The sequence below is a fragment of the Leptospira kirschneri serovar Cynopteri str. 3522 CT genome (assembly GCF_000243695.2).
GTDB lineage: Bacteria > Spirochaetota > Leptospiria > Leptospirales > Leptospiraceae > Leptospira > Leptospira kirschneri.
In genome coordinates, this window is the sequence record NZ_AHMN02000022.1 from 86990 (window position 1) to 103980 (window position 16991).

General features: G+C 35.2%; 15 protein-coding genes. 4 read left to right on the top strand and 11 right to left on the bottom strand.

The window, feature by feature from the left end:
• Window position 1 precedes the first annotated feature (1 nt).
• Window positions 2–706, top strand: a complete 705-nt coding sequence (locus LEP1GSC049_RS208085) for a type I 3-dehydroquinate dehydratase (RefSeq protein WP_004753962.1) — start codon at window positions 2–4, stop codon at window positions 704–706.
• A gap of 492 nt (window positions 707–1198) precedes the next feature.
• On the opposite strand, the gene LEP1GSC049_RS208080 is transcribed toward LEP1GSC049_RS208085, so the two are convergent.
• The 7 genes from LEP1GSC049_RS208080 to LEP1GSC049_RS208050 form a co-directional block, all read right to left on the bottom strand.
• Window positions 1199–2707 carry a tetratricopeptide repeat protein gene (locus tag LEP1GSC049_RS208080; RefSeq protein ID WP_004753673.1) on the bottom strand — a complete coding sequence of 503 codons (1509 nt, stop codon included), beginning with the start codon at window positions 2705–2707 and terminating at the stop codon, window positions 1199–1201.
• A gap of 139 nt (window positions 2708–2846) precedes the next feature.
• A complete protein-coding gene (locus tag LEP1GSC049_RS208075) occupies window positions 2847–4460 on the bottom strand; it encodes a GMC family oxidoreductase N-terminal domain-containing protein (protein WP_004754478.1) in 1614 nt (537 codons plus the stop codon).
• A 3-nt stretch (window positions 4461–4463) separates the two neighbouring features.
• Window positions 4464–4964: a hypothetical protein gene (locus tag LEP1GSC049_RS208070; protein ID WP_004767427.1), complete on the bottom strand. Its 501-nt coding sequence runs from the start codon at window positions 4962–4964 to the stop codon at window positions 4464–4466.
• A 161-nt stretch (window positions 4965–5125) separates the two neighbouring features.
• Complete coding sequence (locus tag LEP1GSC049_RS208065; RefSeq protein WP_016561228.1) at window positions 5126–7372, bottom strand: ribonuclease R family protein; 2247 nt, start codon at window positions 7370–7372, stop codon at window positions 5126–5128.
• A 5-nt stretch (window positions 7373–7377) separates the two neighbouring features.
• Window positions 7378–8058 carry a tRNA (adenosine(37)-N6)-threonylcarbamoyltransferase complex dimerization subunit type 1 TsaB gene (gene tsaB, locus LEP1GSC049_RS208060; protein ID WP_004756606.1) on the bottom strand — a complete coding sequence of 227 codons (681 nt, stop codon included), beginning with the start codon at window positions 8056–8058 and terminating at the stop codon, window positions 7378–7380.
• Window positions 8055–8636, bottom strand: a complete 582-nt coding sequence (tsaE, locus tag LEP1GSC049_RS208055) for a tRNA (adenosine(37)-N6)-threonylcarbamoyltransferase complex ATPase subunit type 1 TsaE (RefSeq protein ID WP_004755090.1) — start codon at window positions 8634–8636, stop codon at window positions 8055–8057. Before tsaE ends, tsaB begins: the two co-directional genes overlap by 4 nt.
• A gap of 7 nt (window positions 8637–8643) precedes the next feature.
• The gene (locus LEP1GSC049_RS208050) at window positions 8644–9501 is read right to left on the bottom strand and encodes an Hsp33 family molecular chaperone HslO (RefSeq protein ID WP_004756779.1); all 858 of its coding nucleotides are present in this window, start codon (window positions 9499–9501) and stop codon (window positions 8644–8646) included.
• 184 nt (window positions 9502–9685) lie between these two features.
• Between LEP1GSC049_RS208050 and LEP1GSC049_RS208045 the strand changes: the two genes are divergently transcribed.
• The 3 genes from LEP1GSC049_RS208045 to LEP1GSC049_RS208035 all read left to right on the top strand — a co-directional run bounded on the left by LEP1GSC049_RS208045 (window position 9686) and on the right by LEP1GSC049_RS208035 (window position 13677).
• Window positions 9686–11662: a beta-galactosidase gene (locus tag LEP1GSC049_RS208045; RefSeq protein WP_004756677.1), complete on the top strand. Its 1977-nt coding sequence runs from the start codon at window positions 9686–9688 to the stop codon at window positions 11660–11662.
• Window positions 11663–11897: 235 nt separating this feature from the next.
• The gene (locus LEP1GSC049_RS208040) at window positions 11898–12809 is read left to right on the top strand and encodes an LIC_10030 family protein (protein WP_004754877.1); all 912 of its coding nucleotides are present in this window, start codon (window positions 11898–11900) and stop codon (window positions 12807–12809) included.
• Between the two features lie 19 nt (window positions 12810–12828).
• Window positions 12829–13677, top strand: a complete 849-nt coding sequence (locus tag LEP1GSC049_RS208035; RefSeq protein ID WP_004754316.1) for an inositol monophosphatase family protein — start codon at window positions 12829–12831, stop codon at window positions 13675–13677.
• Here the strand turns inward: LEP1GSC049_RS208035 and LEP1GSC049_RS208030 are convergent.
• The 4 genes from LEP1GSC049_RS208030 to LEP1GSC049_RS208015 form a co-directional block, all read right to left on the bottom strand.
• Window positions 13674–14033, bottom strand: coding sequence for a c-type cytochrome (locus LEP1GSC049_RS208030; RefSeq protein WP_004756838.1), 360 nt, complete (start codon window positions 14031–14033; stop codon window positions 13674–13676). The genes LEP1GSC049_RS208035 and LEP1GSC049_RS208030 overlap by 4 nt on opposite strands.
• 3 nt (window positions 14034–14036) lie before the next feature.
• Window positions 14037–14741, bottom strand: coding sequence for a urate hydroxylase PuuD (locus LEP1GSC049_RS208025; protein WP_016561214.1), 705 nt, complete (start codon window positions 14739–14741; stop codon window positions 14037–14039).
• A 207-nt stretch (window positions 14742–14948) separates the two neighbouring features.
• Complete coding sequence (locus LEP1GSC049_RS208020; protein WP_020764669.1) at window positions 14949–16145, bottom strand: LIC10025 family lipoprotein; 1197 nt, start codon at window positions 16143–16145, stop codon at window positions 14949–14951.
• Window positions 16117–16674 (bottom strand): hypothetical protein, encoded by a 558-nt coding sequence (locus tag LEP1GSC049_RS208015; protein ID WP_025175916.1) that lies wholly within the window; start codon window positions 16672–16674, stop codon window positions 16117–16119. Before LEP1GSC049_RS208015 ends, LEP1GSC049_RS208020 begins: the two co-directional genes overlap by 29 nt.
• Window positions 16675–16991: the final 317 nt, after the last annotated feature.

A 16991-nucleotide genomic window follows, 5' to 3' on the forward strand; every position in this document is an offset into this window, starting at 1 on the left:
TATGAATCAGCGAGAATTTAAGATCGTTCTTACGATTAACGAAGACGAATTTTTTTCTCTTAAAGAACATCCTTTTTGTGATCGAATTGAAATTCGCCTCGATCTATTTTCTCCTAAAAACATCGGACAAAAACTAGTAGATAAAATCGAAGAACTGAACACGAAATGTATTTTCACTTACAGACAACCGGAAGACACCGATCAAGTAGCGTCTGCAAAAAAAGAAGAATTAGATTTTCATAAAATAGTTTCCGAAATCGACCCCAGGGCTCATTATTTGGATTTGGAATTAAACCGTCATAATGATCTTTTTGAATCGAACCTAAACAAAGGTTTTGGCCTGATTCGATCCGTTCATAAATTCGACGGAATCTTATCGGAACAGGAAATTAGGGATTGGATTGGTAAAGATTCTTATCTAAAACCGGAAAAATATAAATCGATTCTCCCCTTAATTTATAAATTTGCGGTATTCCCAAATTCTATTTACGAACTGACTCAATTTCTTTCTTCTTTTAGAATTGTATCAAACGAATTCAAAAAATTGAATATACTTTTGATCGGAATTTGTATGGGTTCTTTGGGAATAGTTTCAAGGGTATTTCCGGATCATTTTGGTTCTATTTTTACTTATTGTTGTTTGAACGATCCCAAAGCTCCTGGCCAAGTAGATTTAGAATCTCTAATCCGATTACGAAATTTATAAGTCTGTCTCCAAAATTTTTGTGTAAAATTATACGAGTTTGACACAAGGAAATTTATTTTTCTAGAGAAAGTTGGAAATGAATTTGAAGATCAATTCCTAAAATGTAGGAACTATCTCAAATCATGATTTTATGAAAAAATTCTAAAAACTCATACTTTTAGAAAATTTTGGCGAATAAAAAACTCGATGTCGCTCTATGGATCATTTCCAATTTGTTCGGAATTTCTACTATAATCTCTTTCACATTGTTCATAACGAATTATGCAAAGTATAAATTTCTTTAGAATTTACTATATATTATTTTTTGAATATACAATTTTTTAAACTTAGAATCTAAGATACAAAATCTTATTTTTAATTCCTGAAAATTCTACAATAAAATTGTTCAAGAATTAGTTCTCTACCTGTTTTCTTTGCATTAAAATGGAAAATTGAAACAGTTTTACCAATTCCACTATGAAGTTTTTCAATAACTCTAATATAAAACTAAATCTAAGTCTTATCTAAAGCCTGATTATTATTTTGGTTTGTTTCTTTATCGGAACCCTTAGTTTCCAAAAAAGATCTAAAAGTAGATTTTTCTTTAAACCGATCAAATTCTTTTTCTTCTGCGGCAGCAGACCAAATCGCTGGTTTTATTTCTGCGGCTTTACGGATGTATTCCATGGTTTTTTCAAGATCGTCTTTATTTGCATAACATTTTGCTAATAAATAATAAGCTCCCGAAGAATTGTTTACTTTTTCCAAAAGCAAAATCGATTGATCTATTTTTCCAGTATAATAATAAGCTTTACCTAGATAAAAACGATATTCTCTTTCTTCTTCCTCGGAAGATTGAACGGAATGAAAATAACGAAGAGCCTTTTCATATTCTCCACGATTTGTATAATAACGGGCTAACTTTAAAATTCCATCGTTGTAAACATCCGGAAGATTTTTAAATTCCGGATTTTCCTTTTCCAACTTGGAAGCGATTTCCTTTAAAATCGCATAACCTTCCGTTTCTTCTTTATTTTGAATTTTACAAAGTGCCAAATACATCCGAATTTCATGAGTTCTTTCACCAAATTCCAGCGCCTTCTCCGCGGTTTTGATTGCATTTTCACAATCTTTTACTTCGTACTTGAGTTTGGTCAATCCGATCAAAGGTTGAACCGTACTATGAACTGCATAAGATTTTCTATAATATTTGGCCGCTTCCTCATAACGTTTCATTTTATGATATGCGACCGCTTGATTTAAATTTGCATAATATAACATTTTGGCATTATCGTTTCCGATTTTATTTTCAAGTTTATCCAAAACACGGAGTGCCTCCGAATATTTTTCCAATCGAATCAATATTACTCCGTATTTGTAAAGATAATCGTGTTTTTCAGGAAAATCTTTTACAAGCCCTTCCAGTAAAGTTTCCGCCTGTTGAAACTTTTTATGATTTGCGTAAATGAGAGATAAATTCCAACGAGCAGATGTGTCGTTTGGTTCCTTTTTAAGAATTTTAAGATATTCTTCTTCATTACTAGGTCCGACGGTTTCCGTATCTTCTGAATGTTTTTTAGGATGATGATGTACAACGTGATGACCTGAGGAAAGTCTCTCCTCGGCAGTAGATCTAATTTTTTGAATATGCGATAAATCAGGACTAATTTTTAAAAGTCGATTGGAATAAGAAATTACCTCGTGATAATCCCTTTGATAATTAAAATAGAGAATGATCTTTTGATAGCAGTTGACTAGATCCTTTTTAGGTAAACTAAGACTCACCGCCTTTTTAAAACTTTGAATGGATTTTGGATAATCTCTTCTATATTCGTAGATATAACCCATATACATCCAAGCTTCGCCAGAAGTCGGATTCGTATCGTTAAACTTTTGGAACTCGTCCATGGCCTTGGAAAAGTCCTTTCTTGCGTAAGCCTTTTTACCTTCTTTCAAATCTGCATACAACGAGGCAGAGAAAGAATACAAAAAAATCGAAAAAAACAAAATTCGAAAAGCCATAGAACCAAATATCAGAAAGGAAATCTTTTTTAAAAGTGAATTTGTGATCTCTTTTTCAATCGGTTTATAATAAATTTCCTAGAATATCCCAAAAATCCTTTCTTTTCGTTTTAACGAATTTTATACGTTATTGATTATTTTAGGATCGACTCAATTTTTCAGATTTTTTCAAAGCAAGTGATTGAGAAGCTCGAAGTACCAAACTCATCGTAGTAATTTGTGGATTGACGGAAAGACCCGTTGGATATACGGAAGCGTCCATCACATAAATATTTTTATGACCGTACAATTCCATATTCAAATCCACGGCTCCCTTTTCAGGAGAATTGGCGGCTTGAATCGATCCATGAGGATGTGCAGAGCCTACCACTAAACTTCCAGGATTGAATTTTTTTTCCAAGATCCAATCGAATTTAGTATTACGATCCACAAGAACAGGAGTTTCCATATCCGTAAACGGAAAGATGAGTTCTTTGGCTCCAGCTGCGACCTGCACTTCCGCCAACATTTTCAAACCCCGAAGCATATTTTTACCGTCTCCGGAAGTGAGTTCAAAATAAACTTTCCTTCTTCCTAAAGACCATTTTACGGAAGCATTCGCTTCTCCGTCGGATCCGTCCCGAACCAATACGATTCCGGCGTTCATATTAGAATACTTTTCGATCTGCTCAAATTGTTTCGATCCGTAAAAAGGGATCAAAGAAGCGACTAACGTAGGTCGGAAAGGCGCTACTTCCAACCAAAAACCGTAACCTGTATTCTCCTGATTGTGTCCATCCTTAATGACCGCAGATTGTGGAGGGCCCGAATACATATTGATCTTTTCGTCGAAAACGGCAAAGATCGTGCTCGTAGGATGCACTTTTAGATTCCTTCCCACCCAATCATTACCTATACCTGATCTTTGCAAAAGTGCTGGTCCTTCGATTGCACCCGCGCTGACCACGACTACCTTTGTGGAAATTTTAAGTTTTTGAATGACTACTTCCGGTGTTTTTTCGTAGGGATCGGGAGTGAAATCCGCAATTACCGTTTTTGTAGGTCCGTCATGAATTACCTGCGCTTTCATGTTTGCGACTACGGTAGCTCCAGATTCGATCGCGTCTGGGATATACGTTAAGAACATGGACTGTTTTGCGTTAATCGGACATCCTAATCCACATCTTCCTAAACCAATACATCCCCTATTATTGTTATTTAGAACTTCGGGATGAAGGCCCAAAGATTTTCCACCTTTCATTAGAATATTATTATTTGCATTGATAAGATTTTGAGGAACCGGATGAACTCCTAATCTTTCGTGAACGGAGGAAATATAAAAATCCATATCCTTTCTAGAATAACCTTTCAATCCGAACCTACGGTCCCATTCCTCCGTAACATAATCCGGAGGATAAAGAGAAGTCTGCCAGTTGACGGTAGTGGAGCCACCGATCGTTCTACCTTGTAGAATACTAAGAGTTTGTTCCTCGGTTATTATAAAACCCGCATCACGATATAACCTAGCAGAAGAGGCAAATTCATTTCCATTAAACTGAGCAGGAGTAAAATAAGAACCTTCTTCAATTAAGATCACGTTCCAACCGCTCTTTGCAAGCGTCGCGGCCGCAACTGCACCACCAGCACCTGAACCAATCACAACTACGTCTGAATTCAATTCCCAGATTCCGTTCTTAATATTTTCCTTTTTTATAATTTCCTTATGTTTTTTTGGAGTGATAATCTTATCATTCGCCGCCGGTATGCCGCCCATATATTATCCCTCGTATCCTGCTAATTTTTGAATTCTTTCATCTTTAGAAACTAAAAAGAAGGAAGTTTGTCTTAAAATGGAATAAATCCCTCGTTTTAAACCAAACGAAGAAGTTTTCCAAGACAATAAACGTTTTTCCCTTTTTTCTACGTTTAAAGAACTCATAGACTGTAAAGAAAAATCGAAAACAAGAGCAGCTAACGTGGAAGAAGGAATTCTTCCGAGAAGCAAAAGAACGTCTTCGGTATCGATCGGAGTTGGATGTCCATATATATAATCGTCAGCGGCAATACCAAGATCAAAATCTAAAATTGGATTTCCTTTTAGAAAAACTTCACCTATGGATTTAAAACCCAGATATTGAGTTTCATTTAATCCCCTCAGCCTGGGAATAGAACCGTTAGAACAAGCGCCTAATCCAGGAAGCATTAAAAAGGCCGAAAGTTTTAGAATGAGTTTTAAAAAACGACTTCGTGAAATTGATTCCTGCAAAAACGATTCCAAATTTACCTCCCATTTACGGACGGTTCGAGTGATTTCGATTTTTAATATAAGTCATCGTAAACTTTTGAAATGTTTTTGTATCAAATTCAAAAATACTTTAAATGACTTGCGAAACTAAGAAAAAACCGTTCCGCAGGAATATTAGAAAAGAATTTATTTGTCTATACTTTCTTTTGGAATTTTTTCATTTTTACAAAGATTTTAATTTCTTCATAGTCGATTCGATCCAGTTCTACTTCGATTTTATCTCCAAGAGTATAAATCTTAGAATACTTTTTAGAATAAAACGAGAAGTCCGTCTCTAAACGAATTTCACCTTCATCCGTAAATTCAGAAGAAAGTAAACAAGCGTCTACGGCAGGATTTTCCAGATCCACAAAAATCAAATGCGGCTTACAACCGGTAATCGTTGCTGAAAATTCTTTGATACCGGTCTTTTCTAAATAACGACACGCTTTGAGTTTATAATAGTCCCTTTCTGCATCACTTGCTTTACGTTCCTGATGTGAACAGTGTAGACCAAAAGTCGTCACTTCTTCAGAAGTATAAACAGGTTTTTTACTTAAAAGAATATTTTGTAAAACCCTATGACAAACCAAATCGGGATACCTTCGAATTGGAGACGTAAAATGACAGTAGTCTTCGAATCCCAAACCCCAATGTCCTAAATGTTCTCCGGAATAATAAGCCTGCATAAAGGTTCTTAATAAAAACATGTTAAACAATCTTTCCGCAGGTTTTGCCTCCAACTCTTTTAGAACCGAACGAATGGATTCGTAACTAGAATCTTTGAGTAAGGTTTTAGTGGCGTTTAATTGAAGAAATTCGTTTAAGGATTCTATTTTTTCCTCGTTCATCGCTTCGTGAACTCTATATAAGGTTGGATGTTTTTTCTTACGAATATATTCAGCAACCTTAATATTTGCGGAAAGCATAAATTCCTCTATGAGGATATGCGATTGGAGCCTATCTTGAACCGCGATTTCTATTACATTGTGTTCGGAATCGGTGACCACCTTATTTTCTTTCAAATTTAAATCCACTCTTCCGTCTTCGATTCTCTTTGCTCTAAGAATTTTGGCAAACTCGTTCATTCTAAAGATCCAATTATCGGAATCCCCAGATAGGATTTCGGACTCGGCTCGATTATACGTATATCTTTCTTTTACATTTATTATACTTTTATAATATTTTGCGTGAGTGATTTTTCCTTTCCAATCGGCTTCCATCTCCACGGTAAACGCCAGACGGTTTTTTCCGGCAACCAAAGAACAAAGATTTTCGGACAACTCAGGAGGTAACATAGGAACGACTCTACTTCCTAAATATACGGAAGTAGCACGATTGTATGCTTCTTCGTCTAAATCGTTTCCCGGTCTTACGTAATAAGAAACGTCCGCGATATGTACGTAAAATCGAATCCGATTTTTTTCCTCTACAAAACTAATTGCGTCGTCAAAATCTTTGGAATACTCTCCATCAATCGTAATACATTTCAGATTCCTAAGATCCACACGAGAACCCCAATCGTCCACGGTGTTTTCGTCCACTTCTTCAGGAAGATCTAATATTATATTTTCAGGATAAAGAATATTATAATTATATTTCATTAACATTCTCATCAGATCTAAATCTTCTTTGGTATCCGATTCAAAACGTAAAAACTGAACCTCGTAAAGATTTTTTTCGTGTTCCGTTTCTTCTTTTAATTTAACTATCAAAACGTCTCCGGATTGAATTTCTTCTTGAAGATCCGTAAGAATTGTCTTACGAAGAATATAACCTTCCTTTTCTTCTCCGTCTATATCCAAAAGTTTTCCGAAAATAAATTTAGGTTCCTTTTCGGTGACGATCATTCTGTAAAGGTCTCGCCCTCTTCTAAGAATCTCCGTGATTTCTCCTTCTAATCTTCTTTTTTTACCAACTCCGTAAGGACGAACTTCCACGAGATCACCTTGAATGGCAGATTGTGTATATTGACTTGGAACAAAAATCTCGATTCCTGAAGAAAGTTTTACGAAACCGTCTCCTTTTTTACTGATGGAAATTGTTCCCTGAAGTTTTTGATTCGGATTGATAAGAATATTCTTTTTTTCTAATTCGATCAATCCTTCTGTTTCAAGAATTTTTAAGGTTTCTAATATCTCTCTTTCTTTTTCTTGAAACTCCCATTTTTCTCTTTTTTTACCGTAAGAATTTTGATTTTCTTCTCTCAGAATTTTCGCGTTTAAATCCTTAAATTGAATTACAGAACCCGCTCTGGATTGAATGTATTTTAGAATTTTTTTTCCTGTTTCATTTTCACGAAAACCATCGGTCCTCTCTTTTTTAGTTTTATTGGACTTATCAAACGTTTTCTTTTTTCTGTTAGATTTTTTTTGTGTTATTTGTTTTTTCTTTATATTCATAATTTCTAAATCGTTGACTTATCGTCAACATAGGTTCCGCGTACGTAGTTAGGTGCGAGTTTCCAATAAGGGAATCGATCCGGAAAATCCAAAGCCTCCTGAATCAAGTTTATATTTTGATTCAATAAAGCTAATGCGGAAGGTAAATTTTCCAATATAGGATTTCCAGAAAAAAAATCTGGATGATCCGAATACCTTTGAGACGTTAAAAAAGTTTGCAAACGATCTTCTGGAATTTTACTGATAATATCTTCCGGTTTAATATCAATCGAGCCGAAAAAACCTCTGTTATCTTCCATTCCAAAATAAATTTTTTTCTGTTTTGCTTCTATTCCTACGATCACAGGATCCCCAGCTTCTTGATGATAGAACGAAGTATAAATGTTTAAACTATCAAATCCTATCGCTGGAATTTTCCAAAGTTGAGATAAATTTCTGGCGGTTGCAACCGCAATTCTAAGTCCGGTAAAAGAACCTGGGCCTAAAGCGCTTATGATCAAGTCCGGGGTTTTCCAATCCGACTTTTGAAGAACACTTTTTAATTCTTGAATGAGAAGTTTGGAAGATTCTCTGGGATGAATTCCAGAATAGGAAGCGATCGTTTCTAATTCTCCGTTCGGATTTAAACGAAAAGATTCCACTAAAATCCATTGATTGGTCGCATCAAAAAATAAAATCCTTTTCATATAGGATTTCCTTTCACTTTTTTCCACAAATTTTTTAAAGAAGCAAAATTTTCTATATCAGTACTTTTGATTATAATAGTTCTTTCATATTCAGAAACAATTTTAAACTCCACTTCAATTTTTAAAGGCAAAAGATCCAAATCTTCTTTTGCGACCTGCCACCATTCTATTATAGAAATTCCAACTTTTCCCCAAGTTTCTTCAAAACCTAGATCTTCTAATTCATCCGGAGATTTTAATCTGTGAAGATCAAAATGATGAATTTGAATTTTTTCCTGATCGAATTTTTCTTTAGATATGAAATTTTTTGCCGAAATATTTTGATTTTGAAAATTTAAACTTAGATCCGTTTTTTTAGAAATCGAATATTCGTTTATTAAGGTATAAGTGGGAGAATTAACGTTTGCGTTCGGAAGAATTTTTTTTACAAGTTTAGAAGCAAATGTAGTTTTACCGGCTCCCATAACACCCGTAAATAAAAAAACGGGATGAAGGTCTTCCTTTAAAATCAGTGAGGCAAGAAATTCGGCGGGTTTATCAAGTTCATCTAGTTTTAGATTTTTAAATTCGAGTTCCAATTCATCCTCAAAACAATTCGGTTACCTTTGCTCTTTCAAAACGATAAACGGAAGTACAGAATTCGCAAGTTACTTCGATCATTCCAACTTCGTCCACGATCTGCATTGCCTCTTCCTTCCCTAACGTTTGAATCAATTCCCTTATTTTATTTTCGGAACAATCACAACGAAATTCAGGCTGACCTTCTTCTAAAATTTGAACTGCGGAACGAGTTGATTCACCGATTTTATTCAGACAATTGAAAACGTCCTTTCCTAAAAAATCGTTTATGTTTTTATCTATTTTTTCGGAAAGATCTGCAATTTTTTGAATATGTTCTTCCTTTGCTTCAGGTAATGACTGTAACAGAATTCCTCTTACGTCCCAGTGAAACCCATTTTTTCGAATATATAGAGTCACGAAACAGATGATTTGTTCCGAACTATTTAAATAATTTCTAAAATTCTCTTCAAAACTTCGATTGAGATAGGGAACTACGGATTGATAGATACAAGCACCGTCCTTCCAACGAAACACTTTCATTACTCCGGAATAATCTTCCATTGCTTTGGTCGGTTCCACATCCTCTTCCGGTCTTTCTCTGAGAACTCCTTTCATTCTTCCTTGCCTATCGCTATAAGCAAGTACAGAATGTGTGGAAGAATCCTCGTTAAACTGAATTTGCAAACTTACTTTTGTATCTTCTTTAACTTGGTCGGCCAGAAAAAAGGCGCCAATCATAGTTCTTGCAAGGAGTTCCGTACTTGAATCATCTAAGTTATGTAAGTTGGAAGCCGCCGTAACGGAATAAGAAATTTCGGCGACTGAATATCGAAAGTGAACATCGGGTAAAATTCCGTATATCAATGAATCCTGATTGTGCATGAAATCCTTTTTGGCGAGAAATGAAAGTCGAGGTGTAGGCGTGTTGTAATTCGCGTCATTTGTATCCTCTCAGACTTTTCTAGAAAAGACAGTATTTTTTATTTTAGACAACCTAGAAGAACGGTTTTCTTTCTTTTCAGATTTTCCCTTTGATGAAATTTCTTTCGAAAGAAAGGAGAACGAAATGATATTCGGAGCCGATTACTACCCGGAACAATGGACTCGAAAAGATTGGGAAGAAGACATTTCTATCATGAAAGAAATGGGTTTGAGTTCGGTTCGTCTTGCAGAGTTTGCTTGGGCTATGATGGAACCTAAAGAAGGGAAGTACGATTTTTCTTTTTTTGATCACATCCTAAATTTAATCCAAAAGAACGGAATGACCGCAATTTTAGGAACCCCCACGGCGACCTTTCCTCCTTGGCTTGCTAAAAAATTTCCAGACATAATCCAAGAAAGAGACGGAATTCAAAGGACGATCGGCACGAGAAGACAGGCATGTTTTTCTTCACCTAACTATAGGAAGGCGGTTGTAAAAATTGTGACTGCAATGGCAAAACATTTTGGAAACCATCCAACGGTAATCGGTTGGCAGATCGATAACGAAATCGGACACGAAGGTTCCGATATAGACCATTCTCAAACATCTCTAAAAGCTTTTCGAATTTGGTTAAAGAACAAATACAAAACGATTCAAAACTTAAATGAAACTTGGGGAAATGTTTTTTGGGGAATGATTTTTAATTCTTTTGAAGAAGTTCCAATCCCAAGCCGCCCCATTGCGAGCAACTTTCATCCTTCTTTGATTCAGGATTTTTATCGATTTCATTCGGATACGATCATCGATTTCGTAAAACTTCAGGCACGGATTCTTAGAAAATTTTCGGTCGGAAGACCTCTCACAACTAATCTTTATCCTTCTCCATTTTTACCAATCATCGACATGGCGGAGTTAGCCGCTTATTTAGATTACGTTTCTTGGGACAATTATCCTACTTGGGGAGAACAAGAAGCTCCGTTTCCTCATCCGTTTATCTCGGCGATGCAACAATACAATCGAGGTCTAAAGAATCTTCCGTTTACTGTTATGGAACAAATTTCCGGTTTTCAAGGACACGATTTACTTGGTTATCTTCCGGCTCCCGGACAAACCAAACTTTGGATGAAACATTCCATCATACACGGCTCAAATGCGATTTACTTTTTCAGATATAGAACCGCTCGTTTCGGCCAGGAACAACTTTGTTACGGGATTTTAGATCACGATAAAGAAAAGACGGAACGTTATCACGAGCTTCAAAAAGGGATTCAAGAAATTAACAAATACACGGAGGATTTTACGGAAGAATTATTTCCGGCTGAGGTTGCTGTTGTTCACGATATAGAAAACGCTAGAAACTGGAAACACCAACCGATTTCAACCGGATTAAAATTCTCCCCCGTACCTTGGTCTCAAGTCGGTTACGATATTGAAATGGCGACTTGGTTTTCCGGTATGAACGTGTTAAACGTAAATACCCATTTTCGTCCCGCCTCTAAAATTGATTTCAAAGATTATAAAATTATAATACTTCCTATGTATACAATGGTCAACGAGACTGTTTTTAAACGTTTGGAAGAATTTGTAAAAGAAGGCGGAACTTTGGTTTTAGGTTTTAGAACCGGAGCAAAAGATTTAAACGGATGGATGTACGATTCTCAAATTCCGGGACCGTTTGCGGAAATGGCTGGGGTTAAAGTTCGAAAGTTTGAATCGGTAGGAAATCAAAAAGTCAAATTTCGATTTCGTTTTTTTCCGGGAACCTGTTCTAAAATTTGTGAAATTTTAGAACCTACCACGGCAGAAGTTTGGGCCCGTTATACGGATGGAAAAAAATTCTACAAAGGAAGTCCCGTAATCACTGCAAATCGTTATCATAAAGGAAAAGTCATTTACGTTGGATCTTCTTTAGAACCTTTGAGTTTTGTTCTTCTTTATAGACGTATTTTAAAGGAAGTGAAAATCCCATTCATTTTCTACGGGCCGAACGTTGAGAAAATTTTTAGATCAGGAAGAAAACAAAATTATGAAATCTTTATCAATCATTCCGGAAAGAAAAGTCTTGCAGGTTTAAGAATTTTAGATCCCTATGAAGTTAGAATTCTTTCTAAAAATAAATAATGAACTTACATTACAGTAGGAGAATTATAAAATGAATTTTTAATTTTTATGATGATCCCTAAAACGGTGATTTTACGCAAAAACTGAATTAGATGATGATTCTTTTTTGAATTTTACAGATTCCAATGTGTTTTAAACACGCCTTACGTTATTTTTATGGTAAAAATTTTTTTAGATCAAAAAATTTATGAGAATTTATCATGTCGCTTAACAAAATGAAACAGGTATAAATCCATTGGAACTGATTCAAATTGAAGAATTAAATAAAATTCTCTCTTCCATATCCGGACAAAATCGTCCTCATGAAATTTTTGTAGATAATCTACATACTCCATTTTTAGAATTTGAAGAAAATTTTATTCTTCCATCTACTTCGGTTTATGAAATCGACTTTTCAGCCGCAAAAGAATTTCTTTTACAAGCAGAACAACTCATTCCGGAATTGATTCAAGGATGTAACGTACTTCCAATTCCTAAGCCGAAAAAAAATTCGAACCAACTTTTTTTAGTAAAAGAAATCCATTCTTCAGAAGAAAATCAAAATAAAAAGTTCGTATTTGTAGTAAGCTTTATACTTACGTATTTAGGCGGCGCTCCAACTTCGATGATCGTCAAACAACCTATGCAGGGAAAAACGGCGGCCGTTCGAACTCGGAGAATCTATTTTTCGGCAAGAATTCTTCCCTTAGAATCTTTTGAATTCCAGAACGAGGTCTTGGTAGATTTTTTAACCAGAAGATATAAAGAGACAGAATTTATGATAGATGTCGATTCCGTTTCCTCTTATAACAAATCACAACATACTTATTCTGAACTTTTCGACGACGTAGATTATTCTAAACAGATTTCTATGATCCATTCGATTTTAAACATAAATAAAGAAATTTGGAAGCCAGGCAAGGTTTTTGAACCAATCGATGTGGAACTTCATACGATTAGTTCCAGATTTTTAGAAAGTTCTCAAGAAAGAATTTTCAATCAATTTGAAACCTTCCGGCATTTGATTGATCTTTTATTGTCGCCGGAAAGCATGACCATAAATTTGATGAACCAGGAACCTTTGCACGAATGGCTTCGTTCCTTCGAAACGGAAAGAGGTATAACTCCTTCCGGAAATATGCTTTGGAAAATCCTAAAACGAAAGTAATCTTTTTGAAGAGAAACCCATGGAACATCCGCTTGCCCCTCCTATTGATTTTCCGTTAGAGGAAGTCAAACGTAGGATCAAATCCGTTCAATCCGTATCCGGTATTTTTATCGAATCGGCTTTGAAACTTCAGAAAGATTTAAAAACTTTCTCTTTTTCAACCGAAACCGAAGAAAGAGATCAGATTCATAAAGCGGATGAAATGATGGGAAAGTTTATCGTAGAATATTTAAGACAAAATTTTCCTTCCGATTCTATTCTCTCCGAAGACCACTACAAACATGAAGGAAATAATTCCTTTCGTTGGGTTTTAGACCCGATCGACGGATCAATGAATTTTGTAAGAGGAATTCCACTTTATTGTGTTTCAATCGGACTCGAACACAGAGAATCTCCGGTTGCCGGAGTCGTATTCGCTCCAGGCCTAAATACAAAATATTCTGCAATCCTCTCTCAAGGCGCATTTAAAAACGGACTTAGAATCGACGTTTCCAGCACAGAATCTCTCGCCCGTGCGATGTTAGTTCCAAGTTTTCCAACAAACAGAAAAGAAATATTAAACGAAGTCATCTCCGATATAACCGCGTTCATCAGCTGCGGCAGATCCATGAGAAGAACCGGTTCTTTCGTTTTAGATACTTGCTGGGTCGCAGAAGGATTGTTAGACGGTATCTGGGAAAAAGGAGTCAAACTCTGGGACACCGCAGCCAGTTCCGTCATTTTGATGGAAGCCGGTGGTAAATTGACCGATTTTAACGGAAAACATTTTCTTTCCGGTAATTCCGAGGTAGTCGTATCCAACGGAAAGGTTCATTCTCAGATTGTGGATATTATGAGAAATGTCCGGGATTCCATCGGAAGAAATTAAGGTATATTCAAAAAAGCTTCTATACTACGGATCTGTTCGTCGTTTAAAGGCAACCTGTTCATAACCTTGCTCGTACGTTTGGGAGTATAACCGGAAGGATACGTTCCTTCTACAATTCTCGCTTTTAATAATTCAAAATTTGATCCTCTAACCGCAGGTCCAACAGCACCGTCTAAGGCGGGATTTTGATTGTGGCAAGAGGAACAATTTGTAATATACAATCCTTTCCCTTGAGAAATCATTTTTTGCTCCGGAGAAAGATTTTCGTCTTCTTTACAATTCGCTAAAATAAGAATCGAAAAAATACAAATAGTCAAAAGGCGGGAAAACCCGCCCCGATTTTTACCGATCTTCATGAATTAAAGAAGAGCCTCAAGTAAAACGTAGATAATTAAACAAAGAATAAATCCGGAAGTAATTACACCTTTAACTGTTTTGATTGGTTTAAAAGTAGTGCTTTCCGGTGTTGCGGTTAACGCGTTGATTTCTACAATTGCAAGAATTCCTAAAATCAGTCCTAAAAACGTATGAGCTTTAGCGCTAGTTACATCAAAAGAAATAGAAAGATTTCTTGCTGCTCCCATTAAAAACAACATTGGAATAGAAAGTAAAGTATTTGTTCTAGAAGCTAAAAGACCTCTTGCAGCGCGAGGAGCCGGATTTTCCGTAGTCTCTCCTTTTGCAGATGCAATTACAACTTTTTGCGCAGGCCAAATTACAAACCAAACGTTAAACCACATCAAAGAACCGAGTAATCCGCCGCCTAAAATCACCACAAGCCATTGACCGCTAGAAAGAGTAGCTCCGTTTATAATTTGATGAATGATCATACACCAGCCGCTAAGGAAAGTGAACATCGCACCCCAACGAAACCACCAAAGAACTCTTGGAACCAATTGTTGAGTCGCTTTTTTCTTTGTATCCGCGTCAGTTTCCGCAAAGAAAGAACCTTGTACAAAATTAATGTACCAAAGTAACCCGATCCATGCAACACCTGCGAGAAAATGGATCCATTTAAAAATGAAATACAAGCCTTGACTTGTAAAAAGAGCGATTCCGTCCATAGTACCTCCAATTCATCGATTGAATTATGATTTTGTGTTCTAGAAAATAAGAGAACACTAAAATAAGTCCCGGAACTTAGACTCTCAGTCAAGCACTTTAGAAAGATTCTACGATCTACGATCAAAATCCTCCTCTTGTTAAAAAAACCGTAAAGTGGAATCGATAATTTCTGAAATAGATTTTTTTAAATAAAAACAAAACGGATTTTAATATAAATCTTCAATTAAAGTTTCCTGTAATACATCCCAAAAAGAAGGTTGGTCGTCTTTTTGATCAGAAGAACGAAACGGCGAAAAACGATCCCTGAAAATTTCAGCTTGGGATTTTAAAATTACTTTCATATTCTTTCCGTTTCGAAACGATTCGGATTCAAATTTATTACCTCCCCTACCTTCACTTCCTTCTACAAGAAGAATAAAATACTGATCAAAGTATTCTTCCATATTTCCAGGAATGAACCAATCCACAATTCCGGGTGGAAAAATTTTCAGAAAACGTCCGCTGATTTTCTTTTCCGGTAATTTAGAAAATTCTCCAATAACCTTTTCATAATTTTTAGAGGAATAAAAACGAAGCATATATCCTAAATTTTTAATGTCTATCTTAAGTCCATAAACTTGAATATATAATGAAATACGAATATGAAGAATTTCTGGCTTACTCCAATAACCGGAAAAAGTATCCGGAATTTTTAAAAAAGTTTTTGCCCCTTCGTTATAAAGTTCTATTCCACTTAAAAACTCTCCAGTTTTAAAGATTGTAATTTTATAAGAAACCTGATTTAGAAATTTATCAAACCGTTTGTAAAACTGAGGGTAAGCAGCCTTTGTAGATTCATCTAATTCATAAAGAAGCCAAGAAAAATTTTCTCCTCTTCCAGAATTACAATGAGAAACAGAACAAAGATAACGATGTGCATTTGAAACCGTAGTCAGTTTAGAATCGGAACGAAGAAAATTTTGAAATCGATCTATGTGATGAAAAAAATCTAAATAACTGTAAGAAGGAAGAGTTGTAACCGTTTTACGTTTCATTCGAAACGTCTTTTGATCCCGAAACGAAGTCGGAAAATATTCTGCATGGATTTGGTAGGGAACGTTTTCCGGAATTTTTTCAGTCGTCAGAACGTTTTTAAATCCTTGGTTTGTTTTTTGAAGATAAAAATCAATCGAAAGAATATTATCCTTTTCTTGTAGAAGAAGTTCGTCCTTGGAAGTCAAATTTCCGAACAATGCATTTCGAATCCCGCCATCCGGATACTCCTTAAGAATACTTTTCTGATATGTAAGATATTCTCTCCAATAAGCCGCTTGTTGCGGTTTTTTTTCCACACAATTAAAAAAAAGAAGGAAAACAAAAACGCAGATTCCAATTTTATTTTTTTTGTTTTCGTACAATTTCATACAGAGAATCCACAGTTTGATCATCCACTTCTTTATAATAAGATTCGAATATTTGTTTTTTATTTCTGGAATAAATCCTCAACCAGGAAACACCAGGTCGAATCCCCGAGGATAAAATACCCTTTGTATCCAACAAAATCGATTCGTAATTTTTTGATTTATTTTCATCGATATAAACTTGAACTGCACTTGGAGCGTTTCTAAGATCTACAAACGCGATAAATTCCACGAAATCTTCGGATTCGTCGATCAGGTTCTGCATTCTCCAATAAATTTTTCTTCCGTGTTTTCTACAAAGAACTATATCTACGTACGAACATCCCAAAAGAAAAACCATTTTTCCCTTTAAGTTTTTGGAATTTAGAACTTTGTTTTTTTGATCTTTAAGTTGAAAATCGGGAAGGTCCGAAGGAAAAACAGAAACCGCAGATAAAAGATAAATCGTAAAAAGAATATTCTTAAACGGTAGAATTTGAAAACGAATGAAAGTATCAAATTTAAGTTTTCTTTTTATTATGAAAAATTCCATTACCATGCATAAAAATAATGCTATAAAGTCATTTAAAAAATTAGAATATAAAACTTCTCTCATAGATTCTGGAATAAGTTCATAGTCTGTAAGAACTTTCAGATTTTTATAAAATCCAATTTTCATTTTTATACCTTTATTACAATAGAGTTGTTGAGAAATTCCATAGTTCAATTAACAAAACTGCTTTAATCGACCGTTTCCATAAAATAGAAACGGATGGAGAATTAATTTTTCAACAACTCTAATATAAAAACTCAAAGTGTATTCTAAAACTATTATATTTCTTAGTAAACTCGCATATTAAATCATTTATA